The organism is Pseudomonas fontis (genome assembly GCF_028656955.1).
In the GTDB taxonomy this organism is placed as follows: domain Bacteria; phylum Pseudomonadota; class Gammaproteobacteria; order Pseudomonadales; family Pseudomonadaceae; genus Aquipseudomonas; species Aquipseudomonas fontis.
Genome location: NZ_JAMDGY010000077.1, coordinates 1 through 17,420 on the forward strand (window position 1 = coordinate 1; position 17,420 = coordinate 17,420).

17 protein-coding genes and 1 tRNA gene are annotated in these 17,420 nt (G+C 62.2%); 8 read left to right on the forward strand and 10 right to left on the reverse strand.

What is annotated here, in order from left to right:
- Positions 1 to 28 precede the first annotated feature (28 nt).
- The 6 genes from fusA to M5G11_RS21315 all read right to left on the reverse strand — a co-directional run bounded on the left by fusA (position 29) and on the right by M5G11_RS21315 (position 7,752).
- Entirely contained in the window at positions 29 to 2,134 is a 2,106-nt protein-coding gene (gene fusA, locus M5G11_RS21290; RefSeq protein WP_273913887.1) for an elongation factor G, read from the reverse strand.
- A 223-nt stretch (positions 2,135 to 2,357) separates the two neighbouring features.
- A complete protein-coding gene (mgtA, locus tag M5G11_RS21295; protein ID WP_273913888.1) occupies positions 2,358 to 5,072 on the reverse strand; it encodes a magnesium-translocating P-type ATPase in 2,715 nt (904 codons plus the stop codon).
- Positions 5,073 to 5,194: 122 nt separating this feature from the next.
- On the reverse strand, positions 5,195 to 5,593 hold the full coding sequence (locus M5G11_RS21300; protein ID WP_273913889.1) for an ACT domain-containing protein: 399 nt from the start codon (positions 5,591 to 5,593) through the stop codon (positions 5,195 to 5,197).
- 192 nt (positions 5,594 to 5,785) lie between these two features.
- Positions 5,786 to 6,433, reverse strand: a complete 648-nt coding sequence (locus M5G11_RS21305) for a TIGR04211 family SH3 domain-containing protein (protein ID WP_273913890.1) — start codon at positions 6,431 to 6,433, stop codon at positions 5,786 to 5,788.
- Positions 6,434 to 6,756: 323 nt separating this feature from the next.
- Positions 6,757 to 7,173: a DUF7832 domain-containing protein gene (locus tag M5G11_RS21310; RefSeq protein ID WP_273913891.1), complete on the reverse strand. Its 417-nt coding sequence runs from the start codon at positions 7,171 to 7,173 to the stop codon at positions 6,757 to 6,759.
- An 81-nt stretch (positions 7,174 to 7,254) separates the two neighbouring features.
- Positions 7,255 to 7,752 (reverse strand): DUF2938 domain-containing protein, encoded by a 498-nt coding sequence (locus M5G11_RS21315; protein WP_273913892.1) that lies wholly within the window; start codon positions 7,750 to 7,752, stop codon positions 7,255 to 7,257.
- Positions 7,753 to 7,831: 79 nt separating this feature from the next.
- On the opposite strand from M5G11_RS21315, the gene M5G11_RS21320 reads away from it, so the two are divergent.
- The gene (locus M5G11_RS21320) at positions 7,832 to 8,491 is read left to right on the forward strand and encodes an ArsR/SmtB family transcription factor (RefSeq protein ID WP_273913893.1); all 660 of its coding nucleotides are present in this window, start codon (positions 7,832 to 7,834) and stop codon (positions 8,489 to 8,491) included.
- Positions 8,492 to 8,568: 77 nt separating this feature from the next.
- On the opposite strand, the gene M5G11_RS21325 is transcribed toward M5G11_RS21320, so the two are convergent.
- On the reverse strand, positions 8,569 to 10,182 hold the full coding sequence (locus M5G11_RS21325; RefSeq protein WP_273913894.1) for an inorganic phosphate transporter: 1,614 nt from the start codon (positions 10,180 to 10,182) through the stop codon (positions 8,569 to 8,571).
- A gap of 291 nt (positions 10,183 to 10,473) precedes the next feature.
- Between M5G11_RS21325 and M5G11_RS21330 the strand changes: the two genes are divergently transcribed.
- The 6 genes from M5G11_RS21330 (at position 10,474) to M5G11_RS21355 (ending at position 14,722) form a co-directional block, all read left to right on the forward strand.
- Entirely contained in the window at positions 10,474 to 10,902 is a 429-nt protein-coding gene (locus M5G11_RS21330; RefSeq protein WP_273913895.1) for a GNAT family N-acetyltransferase, read from the forward strand.
- Positions 10,903 to 11,034: 132 nt separating this feature from the next.
- A complete protein-coding gene (locus M5G11_RS21335; RefSeq protein WP_273913896.1) occupies positions 11,035 to 11,388 on the forward strand; it encodes a helix-turn-helix domain-containing protein in 354 nt (117 codons plus the stop codon).
- A gap of 132 nt (positions 11,389 to 11,520) precedes the next feature.
- Positions 11,521 to 12,162, forward strand: a complete 642-nt coding sequence (gacA, locus tag M5G11_RS21340) for a response regulator transcription factor GacA (protein WP_273913897.1) — start codon at positions 11,521 to 11,523, stop codon at positions 12,160 to 12,162.
- A 1-nt stretch (position 12,163) separates the two neighbouring features.
- Entirely contained in the window at positions 12,164 to 13,987 is a 1,824-nt protein-coding gene (gene uvrC, locus M5G11_RS21345; protein ID WP_273913898.1) for an excinuclease ABC subunit UvrC, read from the forward strand.
- 32 nt (positions 13,988 to 14,019) lie between these two features.
- Positions 14,020 to 14,580, forward strand: coding sequence for a CDP-diacylglycerol--glycerol-3-phosphate 3-phosphatidyltransferase (gene pgsA, locus M5G11_RS21350; RefSeq protein ID WP_273913899.1), 561 nt, complete (start codon positions 14,020 to 14,022; stop codon positions 14,578 to 14,580).
- Positions 14,581 to 14,646: 66 nt separating this feature from the next.
- Positions 14,647 to 14,722: transfer RNA gene (locus M5G11_RS21355), tRNA-Gly, on the forward strand.
- 164 nt (positions 14,723 to 14,886) lie between these two features.
- On the opposite strand, the gene M5G11_RS21360 is transcribed toward M5G11_RS21355, so the two are convergent.
- Together M5G11_RS21360 and M5G11_RS21365 are read right to left on the reverse strand one after the other, a co-directional pair.
- Positions 14,887 to 15,072, reverse strand: a complete 186-nt coding sequence (locus M5G11_RS21360) for a hypothetical protein (protein WP_273913900.1) — start codon at positions 15,070 to 15,072, stop codon at positions 14,887 to 14,889.
- A gap of 248 nt (positions 15,073 to 15,320) precedes the next feature.
- Positions 15,321 to 15,761: a hypothetical protein gene (locus M5G11_RS21365; protein ID WP_273913901.1), complete on the reverse strand. Its 441-nt coding sequence runs from the start codon at positions 15,759 to 15,761 to the stop codon at positions 15,321 to 15,323.
- Between the two features lie 469 nt (positions 15,762 to 16,230).
- Between M5G11_RS21365 and M5G11_RS21370 the strand changes: the two genes are divergently transcribed.
- Positions 16,231 to 16,422: a hypothetical protein gene (locus tag M5G11_RS21370; RefSeq protein WP_273913923.1), complete on the forward strand. Its 192-nt coding sequence runs from the start codon at positions 16,231 to 16,233 to the stop codon at positions 16,420 to 16,422.
- Positions 16,423 to 16,424: 2 nt separating this feature from the next.
- Here M5G11_RS21370 and M5G11_RS21375 read toward each other — a convergent pair whose 3' ends face one another.
- Positions 16,425 to 17,393, reverse strand: a complete 969-nt coding sequence (locus tag M5G11_RS21375) for a Gfo/Idh/MocA family protein (RefSeq protein ID WP_273913922.1) — start codon at positions 17,391 to 17,393, stop codon at positions 16,425 to 16,427.
- Positions 17,394 to 17,420: the final 27 nt, after the last annotated feature.

The window sequence follows — 17,420 nt, forward strand, 5'->3', positions numbered from 1 at the left end:
GGCAAGACGGTATCTACAGAGCAGCGGCTCAGCCCTGCTTCTTGATGATCGCATCCGAAATACTCGCCGGCGCTACATCGTACTTGGTGAACTCCATGGTGTAGCTGGCCCGGCCCTGGGTCATCGAGCGCATCTGGGTGGAATAACCGAACATCTCGCCCAACGGCACCTCGGCACGGATCACCTTGCCGGCCGGGGTGTCTTCGCCCTCCTGGATCATCCCGCGACGGCGGCTGAGGTCGCCGATGATGTCGCCCTGGTATTCCTCCGGCGTCACCACCTCGACCTTCATCACCGGCTCCAGCAATACCGCGTTGCCTTTGCTGGCCAGTTGCTTGGTGGCCATCGAGGCGGCGACCTTGAACGCCATTTCGTTGGAGTCGACGTCATGGTACGAGCCGTCGAACACCGTCGCCTTCAGGCCGATCAGCGGGTAGCCGGCGAGCACGCCGTTCTTCATCTGCTCTTCGATGCCTTTCTGGATCGCCGGAATGTACTCGCGTGGGATCACGCCGCCGACCACTTCGTTGACGAATTCCAGGCCCTCCTTGCCTTCTTCGCCTGGCGTAAAGCGGATCCAGCAGTGCCCGTACTGGCCACGGCCGCCGGACTGGCGGACGAACTTGCCTTCGATCTCGCAGGTGTTGCGGATCTTCTCGCGGTACGCCACTTGCGGCTTGCCGACATTGGCCTCGACCCCGAACTCGCGGCGCATGCGGTCGACGATGATGTCCAGGTGCAACTCGCCCATGCCGGAAATGATGGTTTGCGCGGTTTCTTCATCGGTGCGCACGCGGAACGACGGGTCTTCCTGGGCCAGCTTGCCCAGGGCGATACCCATTTTTTCCTGGTCGGCCTTGGTCTTGGGCTCGACCGCCACGGAAATCACCGGGTCGGGGAAGTCCATGCGCTCGAGGATGATCGGCTTGTTGATGTCGCACAGGGTGTCGCCGGTGGTCACGTCCTTCATGCCGATCAGCGCGGCGATATCACCCGCGCACACCGCCTTGATCTCGGCGCGCTGGTTGGCGTGCATCTGCACCATTCGCCCGACCCGTTCCTTCTTGCCCTTGACCGAGTTGAGCACGGCATCGCCTGAACTGAGCACGCCGGAGTAGACCCGGGCAAAGGTCAGGGTGCCGACGAAGGGGTCGGTGGCGATCTTGAAGGCCAGCGCCGAAAACGGCTCGCTGTCGTCGGCGTGGCGCTCCAGGTGCTTGTCCTCGTGGTCCGGGTCAGTGCCGTTGATCGCGGGAATTTCGGACGGGGCGGGGAGGTAGTCGATCACCGCATCGAGCATCAGCGGCACGCCCTTGTTCTTGAACGAGGAACCGCAGATGGCCGGGACGATTTGGTTGGCAATGGTGCGCTGGCGCAGGCCGGCCTTGATCTGTTCGGTGCTCAGTTCCTGACCGTTGAGGTACAGCTCCATGAACTCATCATTGGCTTCGGCGGCAGCCTCGATCATGTGGTCGCGCCACTCCAGGGCAAGGTCGAGCATGTCGTCGGGGATTTCTTCCTCGCGGTAGGTGGTGCCCTGGTCGTCTTCGTTCCAGTAGATGGCCTTCATCTTCACCAGGTCGATCTGGCCTTTGAAGTTTTCCTCGGCGCCAATCGACAGCTGGATCGGCACCGGGTGGTGGCCCAGGCGCTTGTCGATCTGCTTGACCACGCGCAGGAAGTCGGCGCCCTGGCGGTCCATCTTGTTGACGTAGGCCAGGCGCGGCACGTGGTACTTGTTGGCCTGGCGCCAGACCGTTTCCGATTGCGGCTCGACGCCATCGGCGCCACTGAACACCACCACCGCGCCGTCGAGTACGCGCAGCGAGCGTTCCACCTCGATGGTGAAGTCGACGTGGCCGGGGGTGTCGATGATGTTGAAGCGAAACTGCGTGGGGAACTGCTTGGTCGAGCCCTGCCAGAAGGCCGTGGTGGCGGCAGAGGTGATGGTGATGCCGCGCTCCTGCTCCTGGGCCATCCAGTCCATGGTCGCGGCGCCGTCGTGCACTTCGCCCATCTTGTGGTTGACCCCGGTGTAGAACAGGATGCGTTCGGTGGTGGTGGTCTTGCCGGCGTCGACGTGGGCGACGATGCCAATGTTGCGGTACTGCTCGATGGGGGTGGTGCGCGCCATGATGGGTTCACCTGCTGGTTGTTGGGCCGGGAGTGATTCCAGTTAAGCAGATAGCGGGGAGGTGTGTGGTGCCAGTGCTGGCCTCATCGCCGGCAAGGCCGGCTCCCACAGGTTTGGGTGTGTGGGGGTGGGGTGTGGGAGCCGGCCTTGCCGGCGATGGGGCCCGAAAGCTCAACGCACCATCATCTGCTCCAGCCGCCCGGCCCATTCACCGGGCAGCGCTTTACTGCCAGCCATAGCGTCGACGATAGAAGCCTTTCATCGCCTGGGTCAGGCCCATGTAGGCCAGCAGGATCAACATCAGGAACACGAAATACAGCGGTGGCAGCGCCTGCAGCTTGAAGTAGTGGGCGAAGGGCCCCATCGGCAGGAAGATCCCCACCGCCATGATCACCCCGGTCATGATCATCAGTGGCGCGGCCGCACGGCTTTGCAGGAACGGCACGCGCGGGGTGCGGATCAGGTGCACGACCAGCGTCTGGGTCAGCAGGCCGACGACGAACCAGCCGGACTGGAACAGGGTCTGGTGCTCCGCGCTGTTGGCCTTGAACACGTACCACATCAGCAGGAAGGTGCCGATGTCGAAGATCGAGCTGATCGGCCCGAAGAACAGCATGAAACGCCCGATATCCGCCGGCTGCCAGCGCTGTGGTGCCTGCAGTTGCTCGGGGTCGACATTGTCGAACGGGATGGCGATCTGCGACACGTCATACAGCAGGTTCTGCACCAGCAGGTGCATCGGCAGCATCGGCAGGAACGGAATGAACGCGCTGGCAATCAGCACCGAGAACACGTTGCCGAAGTTGGAGCTGGCGGTCATCTTGATGTACTTGAGCATATTGGCAAAGGTTCGGCGGCCTTCGAGCACGCCTTCTTCCAGCACCATCAGGCTCTTTTCCAGCAGGATGATGTCGGCGGCCTGCTTGGCGATGTCCACCGCGCTGTCCACCGATATGCCGATGTCGGCGGTGCGCAGGGCCGGCGCGTCGTTGATGCCGTCGCCCATGAAACCCACCACATGGCCATTGCCCTTGAGCAGGCGGACGATGCGCTCCTTGTGCGCCGGGGTCAGGCGGGCAAACACGTTGCAGGTTTCCACGGCTGCCGCGAGCTGCTGGTCGCCCATGCCTTCGATGTCGCTGCCCAGCAGCAGGCCTTGCGGCTCCAGCCCCACCTCACGGCAGATCTTGGCGGTGACCCGCTCGTTGTCGCCGGTCAGCACTTTCACCGCCACGCCATGCGCGGCCAGGGCCTTGAGGGCTGGCGCGGTGCTTTCCTTGGGCGGGTCGAGGAAGGCCACGTAGCCGATCAGCGTCAGTTGCTGCTCATCGCCGACCCCGTAGTTGTCCTGGCTGCGAGCCGTGGGCCGGGCCGCGACGGCGACTACCCGCAGCCCTTCCTCGTTGAACGAGGCGGTGACTTCGCGGATGCCTTGCAGCAGCGCTGCGGTCAAGGGTTCATCGGTGTCGCCATGTCGCACGCGGGTGCACACCGCGAGGATCTCTTCGACGGCGCCTTTGCAGATCAGCAGGTTCTGGTCCAGGTCCTGGCGCGACACCACCACCGACATGCGCCGGCGGGTGAAGTCGAATGGCACTTCATCAACCTTGGCAAAGGCCGTGGCGACCTGGAGTTCGCGGTTGACTTCGACGTGCTCGAGCACCGCCACGTCGAGCAGGTTCTTCAGCCCGGTCTGGTAGTAGCTGTTGAGGTAGGCCATCTGCAGCACATCGTCGGACGCTTCGCCCCAGGCATCGACATGCCGGGCGAGGAAGATCCGGTCCTGGGTCAGGGTGCCGGTCTTGTCGGTGCACAACACGTCCATGGCACCGAAGTTCTGGATGGCGTCCAGGCGCTTGACGATGACCTTCTTGCGCGACAGGAACACCGCGCCCTTGGCCAGGGTCGAGGTGACGATCATCGGCAGCATTTCCGGGGTCAGGCCCACGGCGATGGACAGGGCGAACAGCAGCGCCTGCATCCAGTCACCCTTGCTGAAGCCGTTGATCAGCAGCACCAGCGGCGCCATCACCAGCATGAAACGGATCAACAGCCAACTGATGGTGTTGACCCCGGCCTGGAACGAGGTGGGCTCGCGGTCGGTGGCACTGACGCGCAGCGCCAGGGCGCCGAAATAGGTGCTGTTGCCGGTGCTCAGGACCACCGCCGTGGCGGCGCCGGAGACCACGTTGGTGCCCATGAACAGCAGGGTGTCGAGGTCCAGCGGGTTGATGCTGCTGGTGCTGTCGCGCAATTGGGCGAATTTTTCCACCGGCAGCGATTCGCCGGTCATTGCCGCCTGGCTGATGAACAGGTCCTTGGCGCTGAGCACGCGGCAGTCGGCGGGGATCATGTCGCCAGCCGAGAGCACGATGATGTCGCCGGGCAGCAGGTACTGGATCGGCAGTTCCTGGCGCTGCTCGCGGATCACCGTCGCGGTGTTGCTGACCATTGCCTTGAGCGCGTCGGCGGCCTTGTTCGACTGGGCTTCCTGCCAGAAGCGCAGCAGGGTGGAGATGATCACCATGCTGAGGATCACCGCGGCGGCCTTCATGTCTTCGGTCAGCCACGAGATCAGGGCCAGCAGCGAGAGCAGCAGGTTGAACGGGTTGCGGTAGCAGTGCCAGAGGTGCATCCACCAGGGCAGGGGTTGCTCGTGCTCGACTTCGTTGAGGCCGAAGCGTTCGCGCAAGGGCTCGATGGCCTCGGCGTGCAGGCCTTCACGTTGTGTACCGAGGCTGGTGAGCAGGGCGTCTGGGTCCTGCAGGGCGGCTTTGACCAGGGTGTGTGCCAGGGTGGGTGGCAGTTCACGGCTGACGCTGCTGTCGGCCAGGCTTTCGAACAGCGCCAGACGCCGGAAGTGCCGGGCGTAATGGCGTGAACGCAGGAAGCTGGCGAAGAATTCTTTAAGCAGGGTGAGGTTGGGTTTGTTGTTCATCGCCGGTCCCCCTGTAGGTGGCGAAGCTGTGGTGTGCCGGGGGGATGCTAGCGGGGGGATGTGGCAGTTGCTGGTGATTGCTCAAAAGGTTCAGTGTCGGTTCAGCAACTGCGGACGAGCGGTTACGCGGCGCAGGCCAGTTGCTCCAGCACGGCCATGGCCCGCTGCGCATCGGCTTTGGCTACAAAGATGTGGTCGTGATAGAACGCGGCAACCACATTGCAGCTGATGCCGGCGCGCCCAAGGGCGCTGGCGAAGGCGGCGGTGAGGCCGACGGCTTCGAGTGATGAGTGCACCGTCAGGGTGATCCACGCGGCTTCATAGCTGAAGGCCAGGCCCAGGGCCTGGGCACGTTCGCGAGCCAGGATCAGCGTCAGCCCTTCGGCTTCCTGGAAGCTGCCGATCACCTCGGCGGGCTGGATGGCGGGCCAGTCCTTGACCGTGCAGAACACGTAGTCACCGTCGTTGAGCTGCGGTTTCATGCTGCGCAACAGGGTCGCCAGGGCGGTTTCACCAGACATCGGATGCATCCTGATATGAACGAAAAGGCCGCCAGTGTGGCGGCCTGTCGGGCATCAGCAAAACGAATCCTGCTGATGATGCATAAGCGCGGCTACTGGAGCTTCGCCGGCAAGGCCGGCTCCCACAATATTCGGTGTGATGCCGGACCTTGTGGGAGCCGGCTTTGCCGGCGATGGCGGCGCACGCCTCAATCAGAACCAGCGGTCATTACGCTTGCGCCCACGGCTCAACGCCGGAAGGATCAAGCCCACCAGCAACCCGGCCCCGGCAATCCCCCCGCCGTACACCAGGTAGCGCATCAGTACCTGCTTGTTCTCATCCCCCAGTTTGGCCTGGGTTGCGCGCAGCTCCGACTGGGCATCGCTCAGTTCGCCATTGAGCGCCTTGCTGCGCGCCTCCAGTTCATCGATCAGGGCTTTGCGTGAGTCGAGGGTCTCCTGCATACCCTGGACGCGGGTCTTCCAGCTGTCGTCGATGGTCTTGAGTTGCTCGCTCAGTTGCGTCACCTGCTCGCTGAGCTGCGGCAGACGCTCGGCCTGGCCGGGCACCTGCTGCAGGTCGCTGCTGGCGATCCACACGGTGTCGCCGGATTCCCCGCGCACTTGGCTGTAGTTGCCCTGGGTGGTGATCAGCTTGACCTTCTGCCCGGATTTGAGCGTGCCGACCAGCCGATGCCCGTCGGTGGGGCCGCTGCGTACATAGGTGCTCAGGCTGTCGCTGACCCAGCGCTCATCGCCGGGCGCCTCTTCGGCATGGGCGGGTAGGGCGCTGGCCAGCAGGCCGGCAACCAGCGCCGGCAGGGCCACGCGCTGAAGGGAAAAACGTCGAATACTCTGCATGGTTATCGTCCCCATGAACGTAAAAAATCAAAAGCCACGGGCCGCATGCCTGCCGCCGGCGGTGACGAGGGTGACTAGAAAAGGGGGATAACCGTTGGAACTCCCCGGGGGCTTGCCATGGGCAAGTCACCAGCGCAAAGACAGTTTTTTTCGGGGCTGGTTCACTGTCGGCAGGCCAAACGCATGTTCAGGGGGGGCTGCGGCGATGAGCGTGGATGCGCCCGCGAGGGCCCTTTGAGTCACTGCAAAGGGGCCCATAGGCTTAAGTGGACGGGTGATTTCAGCTTGATCTGCCTGGCTGGCGCAAGTAGCGTCGCGGCTGATCAGCCTGGCGTGAGCCACTGCGCGAAACGTTGGTCGAGCAGCGGCTTGAGGGTGTCGAAGTTGTCCCAGCTGTCGGCCAGGGTGCAGGCGTTGGCCAGGCAGGCTTCGACATCCGCCAGGTACGGGCTGTGCTCGGGGTTCAGGTAGCTGGCGACAAAGGCATTGCCGCGGGCGTTGAAGTCTTCGTCGACCAGTTGGCCGTCGCAGCAGAAGAGGAGAAATGCGCCGGGGGTCATCAGGCGCTCGGCCAGCGCTTCGATCTCGGCGTCGTAATCGGCCTCGAAATCACGGCTGAGCAGCCCCTGGAAGGTCGCCCAGGCAAGGAAGAAACTGCTTGGGCTGGTCATCGTCGAGCGGGCCGACCTGGCTGGGCACTCGTCGTTTGCGTACTGCCAGGAGGCATCATCGTACTTCATGTAGCCTGTCCTTGTTTCGGGTTTGTTATTCGTCCTGGCGCGTAGCTTACCCTGTTCGGCGCGGCTTTGAGAGCGCCGAGGCTATTGCACCAGCGCCAGCAGCCACGCCGCAGCGAACAGGCTCAGGCCAAAAATGCTGTGCGCCGTGAAGCTGCGCAGGCGTGCCACATTCGGCTTGGGCGTGCGCGATGCCGCCACGCCCAGGCCCATGCCCGGCTGCATCATGAAGAACGGCGCGACCAGCGTACCGATCCCCACCAACAGCGCCGGCAGCAGGGTCGGGTTGGCCACCCACTGCATGCCGCTGATGGCCAGCAACAAGGCGGCGTAGGCCACCCCGGTGAGGTAGTGCGCACTCCAGCCGATCAGCCCCTCGCCGGCAATCGGTGCCGACTGGGCAATGTTCGCGTGACGCCACTGGCCCTTTGCAATGTAGCCGAACCAGCGGCCGACCATCGCCCAATTCGCCACCTGCATGCCCAATACGCGCTTCTGGAACACCGCACAGAGGTCGGCGAGGGCGGTGGCGAGGAGGCCGATCAGCAGGCTGTGGGTCACGAATTCCAGTGGCGTATGCATGGGGCGTCTTCCTTTTCTGGTTGAAAAATGAACATTCAATTAATTGATTGAATGATTGTTCAGTGCTAGCGTCCTGTCAATGAACGATTCTCCGACGGATGTTTTCGCAGACCTGGCCGAGCTTGCCCGCACCTTGGGGCATGCGCATCGGCTCAAGTTGCTTTCGCACATTGCCCAGGGCGAGCGCTCGGTCGAGCGCCTGGCAGAGATGTGCGAGTTGTCTGTGGCCAATGCTTCGCAGCACCTTCAGCATTTGCGCCGCAGTGGCTATGTGCAGACGCGGCGTGATGGCAAGCGCGTGTTGTACCGCTTGGGCGAGGGGCCGATTGCCAATCTGCTGGCGGCGTTGCGCCAGTTGGCGGACTTCAATCGTTCGGCGATTCGCGAGTTGCTGGTGGACAGCCGCGCACGGCAGGACCGGCTGGAGGCGATGTCGCGGCTGGAGCTGATCGAGCGTTTGCAGGATCACAGCGTGACCTTGCTCGATGTGCGCCCGCCGGAGGAATTCGCGCTCGGGCATTTGCCGGGGGCGATCAATATTCCGTTGGCAGCGCTGGAGCAGCGGCTGGCCGAGTTGCCGGCGGACCAGGAGATTGTCGCTTACTGCCGGGGGCCGTGGTGCGTGCTCTCGGTTGAGGCGGTGGCGGCGCTGCGCGAGCGCGGGTTCCGGGCGCGGCGGCTGGATACCGGGTTCCCTGATTGGCAGGCGGCCGGGTTGAAGGTTGAGACTGTGGTCTGAGCTTTCGGGCCTCATCGCGGGACAAGCCCGCTCCCACAGAAACTACCTGCACAATGCTCTGTGGGAGCGGCCTCAAGTCAGAACACCTGGGTCAGCCCCCAATACAACCCACCCGACATCAGCATCGCCGCCGGCAAGGTCAGTACCCAGGCCATCGCCAAGTTGCCAACTGTGCGCCATTGCAGGCCGGAACCATTGGCTACCATGCTCCCGGCCACCCCGGACGACAGCACATGGGTCGTCGACACCGGCAACCCATACATGTCCGCCGCGCCAATGGTGCACATCGCCACCAACTCTGCAGAGGCGCCCTGCGCATAGGTCAGGTGAGTCTTGCCGATCTTCTCGCCCACCGTCACCACAATGCGCTTCCAGCCCACCATGGTGCCCAGCCCCAAGGCAATTGCCACCGACACCTTCACCCACAACGGAATGTAGCGTGTGGCGTCATCGATCTGGCGCTTGAACAGCTGCACCTTGTCCCGCGTGTCAGCATCCAGATTCAGTAGCGCATGCTTGTCCATCAAACGGATGGTTTCACTGGTCAGGTACATGTCGTTGCGCACGTTGGCCATGGCTTCGGCGGGCACGTGGGCGAGCGAGCCATAACCCTGGACCTCGCGGCCGATCATGCCGGCCAGTGCCGCCAGGGCCGGCAGCAGTTCCGGGCTGGCCTTGGGTTCGCGGATAAACGTGGTCAGGGTCAGGCGCGGGTCTGCCGGGGCCAGTGCCGGGGCGTGGCGCACCAGCGCTTGTTGGGTCACCTCGGCGACGGCAGCGAACTGCAAGGACTGCTCGGCCGGCATGGTGCGGTTCAGGGCATAGGCCATGGGCAGGGTGCCCACCAGGATCAGCATGATCAGGCCCATGCCTTTCTGGCCGTCATTGGAGCCATGGGCGAACGACACACCTGTGCAGGTCAGGATCAGCAAGCCGCGAATCCAGCCGGGTGGCGGCGTGTTGCCCTCCGGTGCCTGGTACAGCGCCTTGCGTTTGACCAGCGCGCGCAGCGCCACCAGCAGCAGGGCGGCGCAGACAAAGCCGACCAGGGGCGAGAGCAATAGGGAATAGCCGACCTTGCTCGCCTGCGACCAGTCCACCCCAGCGGTGCCGTCACGCCCGTGCATCAGCGCGTTGGCCACGCCGACGCCGATGATCGAGCCGATCAAGGTATGCGAGGACGACGCCGGCAAGCCCAGCCACCAGGTGCCGAGGTTCCAGATAATGGCCGACAGCAGCAGGGCGAAGACCATGGCAAAGCCGGTACTGGAGCCCACTTGCAGAATCAGCTCGACCGGCAGCAGGGCGACGATGCCGAAGGCCACTGCGCCGCTTGAGCACAGCACGCCGATAAAATTCCAGCACCCTGACCAGACCACGGCGAATTGTGGTGGCAGTGAGTGGGTGTAGATGACCGTGGCTACGGCGTTGGCGGTGTCGTGGAAACCATTGACGAACTCGAAGCCCAGGGCAATCAGCAAGGCCAGGCCGAGCAGCAGGAACGGGGTCCAGGTGGTGACGATGGTGCCGCTGGCGTCGATGTCGCGGATCACGCTCCAGGCGGTGTAGCACAGCCCGCCGAGCAACAGGCAGCAGAACAGGGCGATGGTGTTGCGGTTGGAGCGGGTATTCAATCGCGGGCGCGGGTCGCCCGTGGAAGCAGGGGTTGCGACGAGTGTCGGGGTGGCCATGATAAGGGGTCCGGTTGCAGAACATTCAGCGTATGCGCCTGCCCGGGTGGCAATATGATCCTGGTCAACAAACAGGAGAGGTTTCGGGCTAAGCTGCCAGGTATTCGACAACCGTCGCTACCGCTACCGCTACCGCTACCGCTACCGCTACCGCTACCGCTACCGCTACCGCTACCGCTGTAGCTGTAGCCGCTGCCGTCAGGCTGCGCTGGAGTCCGCCAGGGCTCCCAAAGGCGGTGCCTGCGTTGCAGCCTGCGGCAGCGCCTACTGCCCGACTTTACATAGCCGCCCATGAACCTCATCCCCGCCACCGACCAGCAGCAGACCTTCGCCCGCGACCTCACCCGGCGGGCCATGCTCCCGTACTATCAGACCTACGACCTGCTCTGGCTGGAGGAAGCCTTCGACCAGGCCTGGGGCTGGCGCGAGCAATGGCTGGTGGTCGACGACGCCCGGCCAATCGGCTTTTGCAGCCTCAGCCAGGACAGCCGGGCGCTGTACATTCGCGAGCTGCACCTGCTGCCCGAGGCGCGCAACCAGGGTTTCGGCAGCCAGGTGCTGGAGCAACTGGCGCAGTGGGCCGTGCGCCGGCACTTGCCTTTGCTGCGCCTGACCGTGTTCAAGAGCAACCCGGCGCAAACCCTCTATCTACGGCAAGGTTTTGCCATCGTCGGTGAAGACGAGTGTTTCCTGCGCATGGAGCGCACCCTCAGGCCTTGAGCGCGCTGCCAAGCGGGCGCTGGCTTGTGTCACCCCGCGCTTCCCGTGCATAGTTCGGCCCTGTAGAGGGCGTCAGTTGTGCGCCGCTTTCAAGGGCACTATCGAGAGACCAGCAAGGGATTGCGTATTCATATGAATGGAATCGGTTCACGTATCAGGGAAGAAAGGGAGCGCCTGGGCCTGACCCAGCGAGTGTTTGGCGATATCGGTGGTGTCGAGCCGAACGCACAAGGCAAGTACGAAAGCGGCGAACGCACGCCCAAGGCCGACTACCTGGCGGCCGTCGCGGCACGCGGGGTCGATGCGTTGTACGTGTTGAGCGGGGTCTCCACGCCCATGGCGGTAGCTGACCTCAACACCGACGAGGAAGTTTTGCTCGGCTGCTATCGCAATTTGCCACAGGCTGATCAAGAGGCGGTACGCCAATTGTTGCGCAGCCTGGGCGGCGCAACCCCGCGGGCGCTGGGCGGTTCGGCAGCCTACTAGATCAGCGCTCGATCAGCGCCCGCCACCTCGGCAAAAACCTGCTCGGCTGTGTGACGCTTTCAGTTAGGTCTAAGCAGATTTTTTTTGCTAAGGTGGCGGGATCCAATTCAGACCGTAACGCGAGGTGTCTGCTTGATTAGGGTCCTGGTGGTCGATGATCACGATCTGGTGCGTACAGGCATTACCCGCATGCTGGCTGATATCGATGGCCTGCAAGTGGTGGGGGAGGCCGATTCCGGCGAGGCGGCCTTGAAGGTCACCCGGGAACTCAAGCCCGATGTGGTCCTGATGGACGTGAAAATGCCCGGTATCGGTGGCCTTGAGGCCACCCGCAAACTGCTGCGCAGTCATCCCGATATCAAGGTCGTCGCAGTCACTGTCTGTGAAGAAGACCCGTTCCCGACGCGTTTGTTACAGGCAGGCGCCGCCGGTTACCTGACCAAGGGCGCTGGTTTGGACGAAATGGTCCAGGCCATCCGTCTGGCGTTTGCCGGGCAAAACTACATCAGTCCGCAGATTGCCCAGCAATTGGCGCTCAAGTCGTTCAAGCCCAATAGCGATTCGCCGTTCGATGCCCTGTCGGAGCGTGAAATCCAGATCGCCCTGATGATCGTCGGCTGTCAGAAGGTGCAGATCATTTCCGACAAGCTGTGCTTGTCACCGAAGACGGTCAATACGTACCGTTATCGCATCTTCGAGAAACTCTCGGTCACCAGTGACGTGGAACTCACGCTGCTGGCCGTGCGCCACGGTATGGTCGACGCCAACCTCTGAAATGACCCCTGTGTTTGATTCCAGTGCCTTTCTAGCAACCTGCAGCGGACGTCCGGGTGTTTACCGGATGTTCGATGACGGCGCTCGCCTGCTGTACGTGGGCAAAGCCAAGAACCTGAAGAAGCGCCTGGCCAGCTATTTCCGCAAGACCGGCCTGGCGCCGAAGACGGCGGCGCTGGTGGGGCGTATCGCGTCGGTGGAAACCACCATCACCGCCAACGAGACCGAGGCCCTGCTGCTTGAGCAGAACCTGATCAAGCAATGGCGCCCGCCCTACAACATCCTGTTGCGCGACGACAAATCCTACCCCTATGTGTTGCTTTCTGATGGCGACTTCCCGCGCCTGGGGATCCATCGCGGGGCGAAGAAGCAGAAGGGCAAGTATTTTGGCCCGTACCCCAGCGCCGGGGCGATCCGCGAAAGCCTGAGCCTGTTGCAGAAAACCTTCTTCGTGCGCCAATGCGAAGACAGCTTCTACAACAACCGCACCCGGCCGTGCCTGCAATACCAGATCAAGCGCTGCAAGGCGCCGTGCGTCGGCCTGGTCGAGCCCCAGGAGTACGCCGAGGATGTACGCCACTCGGTGATGTTCCTTGAAGGTCGCAGCCACCAGCTGACCAACGAGTTGAACGCCAGCATGGAAACCGCCGCCATGGCGCTGGAGTTCGAGCGGGCTGCCGAATTGCGCGACCAGATCGCCTTGCTGCGCCGGGTCCAGGACCAGCAGAGCATGGAGGGCGGTAGCGGCGACGTCGATGTCGTCGCGGCCTTTACCAACCCGGGCGGCGCCTGTGTGCACCTGATCAGCGTGCGTGGCGGGCGAGTGCTGGGGAGCAAGAACTTCTTCCCGCAGGTTGGCATCGAGGAGGAGGTGGCCGAAGTCATGTCGGCCTTCCTTGCCCAATACTACCTGGGCAACGCCGAGCGGGAATTGCCCAGCGAGCTGATCGTCAACGTCGTGCACGAAGACTTCGACACCCTGTGCGCCGCGCTGGAAACCTTGCGCGGCCGTGAACTGACCATCAGCCACCGGGTGCGGGGCACCCGTGCGCGCTGGCAGCAGTTGGCCGTGACCAATGCCGAACAAGCGCTGATGGCCCGCTTGGCGAACCGCCAGCACATGGCGGCGCGCTTCGAGGCGCTGGCCCAGGTGCTGGATCTGGATGAAACCCCGCAGCGCCTGGAGTGCTACGACATCAGCCATTCCAGTGGCGAGGCGACCGTGGCGTCCTGCGTGGTGTTCGGCCCGGAGGGCCCGATCAAGTCCGATTACCGGCGTTTCAACATCGAAGGGGTGACTGCTGGCGACGACTATGCGGCCATGCACCAGGCGTTGATGCGCCGCTTTGGGCGGATCAAGGAAGGCGAGGGCAAGTTGCCCGATGTGCTGCTGGTGGACGGCGGCAAGGGCCAGTTGAACATGGCCCGCGACGTGTTGCAGGAGCTGGCCATACCGGACCTCATCCTGCTCGGGGTGGCCAAGGGCACCACGCGCAAGGCCGGTTTCGAGACGCTGTACCTCAATGAGGCAGCCAATGAATTCACCTTGCGCGGTGACTCCCCGGCGCTGCATTTGATCCAGCAGATTCGCGACGAAGCCCACCGTTTTGCCATCACTGGCCACCGCGCACGGCGTGGCAAGGCGCGGCGCACCTCCAGCCTTGAGGATGTTGCAGGGGTGGGGCCGAAGCGTCGCCGCGACCTGCTGAAACATTTCGGCGGCCTGCAGGAGTTGACCCGCGCCAGTGCCGAAGAGATCGCCAAGGCACCGGGAATCAGTAAAAAGCTTGCCGAGTCGATTTATGACAGCCTGCATAGCGAGTAGAATGCCCGCTCACCTCGCAGCCAGTTGTGCCGATGAATATCCCGAATCTGCTTACCGTCCTACGCGTCCTGCTCATCCCGATCTTCATTCTGCTGTTCTACATGCCGTATTCCTGGAGTTACATGGCAGCCAGCAGCGTGTTTGCCATTGCCGCCGCCACTGACTGGCTGGACGGTTACCTGGCGCGTCGCTTGCAGCAAAGCACCCCGTTTGGCGCCTTCCTCGACCCGGTGGCCGACAAGCTCATGGTGGCCGTGGCCCTGGTGCTGTTGGTGCAGGTGCATGCCAACCTGTGGCTGACCTTGCCGGCGGCAGTGATCATCGGTCGCGAGATCGTGGTATCGGCCCTGCGCGAGTGGATGGCCGAGCTGGGGGCGAGGGCGCATGTCGCGGTGTCGAACCTGGGCAAATGGAAGACCGCGGCGCAGATGCTGGCGCTGGTGATCCTGCTGGCCAACCCGGCTACCCTGAGCTTCTGGGTGATCGTGGGGTACGTATTGTTGATGGTGGCGGCTGGCCTGACCTTGTGGTCGATGCTGCACTATTTGCGTGCTGCCTGGCCGCACCTGCGCGAAGGTTCTGAATCGAAATAAAGTTTTTTTGAATCAAGGGGTTGACGGCCATTCTGAAATCGTTAGAATGGCCACCAGCAACACGACGCGGGAATAGCTCAGTTGGTAGAGCACGACCTTGCCAAGGTCGGGGTCGCGAGTTCGAGTCTCGTTTCCCGCTCCAAATATGGCGCTATAGAAGTCGACTGATCTCTGTAGCGAAAAAAAGGCCCTTCGGGGCCTTTTTTCGTTCAAGGCGATTCCACCATTCCCTTGTGCAATAGCGACGGCCCTTCACGCAGTGTGATGGCGCTTGGCGCTAGCATCTTCGCTACTCATGCCCGGCGTTTAAAAGCGGGACACCTCGCTGACGGCGGTGAACAGGTAGCGCATGGCGATCTGATCCATTTCTGAGAGCGTTCGATAGCGCTCGATCATCAATGCCTCTTCGCGGCTGAGCAGGCGTGAGCGTAGCCATTGTTTGGGCGCTGCAAAGGCACACAGAATTCGCGCAATGCCATGATGTGTCGACATATACCACCTTCCAATTTCAATAAGACTATTTCGGGTTTTGCGCTTTGGCCATGCGTCAGTTTGCAGCACGGGTCAGCACGTTGCAGTGTAGAAAGTTCCACGGGCAATTGCATGGTTGGATTTAATAATATTGTTGCACTGAACGTTACAGTCTGAAGGTGGCGTCTTACAGTCTGAAGGCAGTGTCTTACAAGCAAATAGTGAGTGTTATTCGTTCATGTTTTGTTACTTGCATGTTGGCGTGCGTTTCAGGGCTTGAAAGTGGGTTGGACGTTTGCCTGGGCGAGGAGGAGATCGCCACGGTCGTTTTCAGCCAGAAGCCAGTTCAAGTGTGTGTCGACAATGTAGTACTCGAAGAACCGGCAGCGCTCCAGCACGCTTGGAATGGCCTCCAGAGGAATGTTGAAGGCCAGTTTCTCTTCATTGCATTCGTCAGTGACAAGCCAGGTGGAGGTGGCTGGCGGGGCAATGTCGTGAATGTGCAGATACCCTGAGTTGTTTTCAAATGTAAAAATTTTAGGTGTTTGAATCAACGCAGGCCACCAGGCTCTAGGGGTTCCCTTGATGAAGGTGGACGCAATCACGGCAATGGTTTGCTCTTTGTCTGCAATTTCTGACGTCGGCAGCCCCAGTTCTGCCAGGGCGAAGGTGATTTCGTATTTAAGGCTGGTGTTGTCGCATGCTTTCATGGGTTTTATTCCTTGTTATAGCCATGTGAATGCACTGCATGTCGCAATCGATTGGAGGGTTCCCTGGTTATCCCGTCGGGCAGGTTTATTGGCCAGGTACACAAGTCTCAGTGCGCGTGGCATGTGTAGTGAGTTACTCGGCAAGCAATTGTCAGACACTAGCGAGGAATCGGGTCCAAGTCGCGGTGTCGGTTTCCTAAATGGTTGTAGGAGATTTCTTTGCTTATAAGATATTGGTAATTGAGTTTGTCGTCATTAGTGCCAACTGATGCAGTGGTAGCGATCCACATCAACAGAAATGTTGCCACACGGCAGGCGCCGCCTTTGGGAGCCCTGCGGGCTCCAGCGCAGCCTGTCGGCAGCGGCTACAAAAGCTGTGTACGTTGGTTGCTCTCAGGCAATCGTCGACTTGTCCCGCAGCCTTGGGTCAGCGAATATCGCCGTTCGATTTTTTGAACGGAGAGCAATGATGTCCCAGACCAAGACCGTGGCCGAGTTGATGGCGGCGTTGGCCCGTCTGCCACAAGACGCGCGCGTGATCGTTCAAGGCGGGCTGAGCCTGAAAGACATCAGCCTGTTCGGCCCGGCGCAGGTGCAACTGGAGTTCGAGGAGCAAATCATCGACTCCTCGCCCTCCTGGATCGTGTTCGTCAAACGCTAGCCTCAGCCACGCCCAAGGATGCGGTCCATCACCCAGTCAGTCTTCAGCGCCTGCGCAGCCGTGGCGGGGTGTTCGCCATCACCACGAATATGCGCATTCATGCCCAATACATGGTGAAGCTGGATAGGGTCCGGATTGTCGATTTGCAGGGTTAGTTGCTCGTCAGCCTCAAGGGTCAGCGGGTACTCGTCGAATACCGAGAAGCTGATCCGCCCACGGCTGCCCACCAGCACCACACGGTCTTCGCGGCGATCGGCAACGAAGTTCCAGCAGCCCATGCCCAGCGCGCCGCTGGCAAAGCGCCAACTGGCGGCCACGGCATCTTCAGCTGCATACAGGCCGGCCTGGCGTGCGGTGCAGCCGTTGACTTCGACGATGTCGCCGAGCAGGTACTGGAACAAGTCGATGCCATGGCTGGCGAGGTCGGCAAAATAGCCGCCGCCGGCTACCTGCGGGTCGGTACGCCAGTTTGCGGTGCCATTGCGGTCAGCTTCGGTCGGGGGCTTGGTCAGGGTCCAACTGAGCTGTCGCACTTCGCCGATTCTCTCGTCCTGCAGCCATTGGCGCACTTGCTGGAAGCGCGGCAAGGAGCGGCGGTAGTAAGACACGAACAGATGCCGCCCGGCTTGGGCAAATGCCTGTTGCATCGCCAGGCTGCTGGCGGTACTCAGCGACATCGGCTTCTCCACGCAGCAATGCTTGCCGGCGGCCGCGACCAGCAGGCTGTAGTGGTGATGGCTGTCAGGCGGCGTGGCGATGTAGACGGCGTCGACCTGCGGGTCGGCGATCAATTGCGCGGCGTCCGTGTAGGTGCGGGCAATGCCATGGCGCCTGGCGTAATCCTCGACGGCGTCGGCCCGTCGCCCCATCACTGCGACCAGCGCAGAGCCCGGCGCCTTGTAGAAGGCCGGCCCGCTCTTGCGCTCGGTCACGCTGCCGCAGCCGATCATTCCCCAACGTATTACCTGCATGCTCGGCCTCTTGCCTGTTGTCAACGC

What these genes read in the sequence shown, in the direction of transcription:
- fusA (WP_273913887.1), bottom strand. Translation starts at nt 2,134, where the DNA reads ATGGCGCGCACCACCCCCATCGAGCAGTACCGCAACATTGGCATCGTC.
- mgtA (WP_273913888.1), bottom strand. Translation starts at nt 5,072, where the DNA reads ATGAACAACAAACCCAACCTCACCCTGCTTAAAGAATTCTTCGCCAGC.
- M5G11_RS21300 (WP_273913889.1), bottom strand. Translation starts at nt 5,593, where the DNA reads ATGTCTGGTGAAACCGCCCTGGCGACCCTGTTGCGCAGCATGAAACCG.
- M5G11_RS21305 (WP_273913890.1), bottom strand. Translation starts at nt 6,433, where the DNA reads ATGCAGAGTATTCGACGTTTTTCCCTTCAGCGCGTGGCCCTGCCGGCG.
- M5G11_RS21310 (WP_273913891.1), bottom strand. Translation starts at nt 7,173, where the DNA reads ATGAAGTACGATGATGCCTCCTGGCAGTACGCAAACGACGAGTGCCCA.
- M5G11_RS21315 (WP_273913892.1), bottom strand. Translation starts at nt 7,752, where the DNA reads ATGCATACGCCACTGGAATTCGTGACCCACAGCCTGCTGATCGGCCTC.
- M5G11_RS21320 (WP_273913893.1), top strand. Translation starts at nt 7,832, where the DNA reads ATGAACGATTCTCCGACGGATGTTTTCGCAGACCTGGCCGAGCTTGCC.
- M5G11_RS21325 (WP_273913894.1), bottom strand. Translation starts at nt 10,182, where the DNA reads ATGGCCACCCCGACACTCGTCGCAACCCCTGCTTCCACGGGCGACCCG.
- M5G11_RS21330 (WP_273913895.1), top strand. Translation starts at nt 10,474, where the DNA reads ATGAACCTCATCCCCGCCACCGACCAGCAGCAGACCTTCGCCCGCGAC.
- M5G11_RS21335 (WP_273913896.1), top strand. Translation starts at nt 11,035, where the DNA reads ATGAATGGAATCGGTTCACGTATCAGGGAAGAAAGGGAGCGCCTGGGC.
- uvrC (WP_273913898.1), top strand. Translation starts at nt 12,164, where the DNA reads ATGACCCCTGTGTTTGATTCCAGTGCCTTTCTAGCAACCTGCAGCGGA.
- pgsA (WP_273913899.1), top strand. Translation starts at nt 14,020, where the DNA reads ATGAATATCCCGAATCTGCTTACCGTCCTACGCGTCCTGCTCATCCCG.
- M5G11_RS21360 (WP_273913900.1), bottom strand. Translation starts at nt 15,072, where the DNA reads ATGTCGACACATCATGGCATTGCGCGAATTCTGTGTGCCTTTGCAGCG.
- M5G11_RS21365 (WP_273913901.1), bottom strand. Translation starts at nt 15,761, where the DNA reads ATGAAAGCATGCGACAACACCAGCCTTAAATACGAAATCACCTTCGCC.
- M5G11_RS21370 (WP_273913923.1), top strand. Translation starts at nt 16,231, where the DNA reads ATGTCCCAGACCAAGACCGTGGCCGAGTTGATGGCGGCGTTGGCCCGT.
- M5G11_RS21375 (WP_273913922.1), bottom strand. Translation starts at nt 17,393, where the DNA reads ATGCAGGTAATACGTTGGGGAATGATCGGCTGCGGCAGCGTGACCGAG.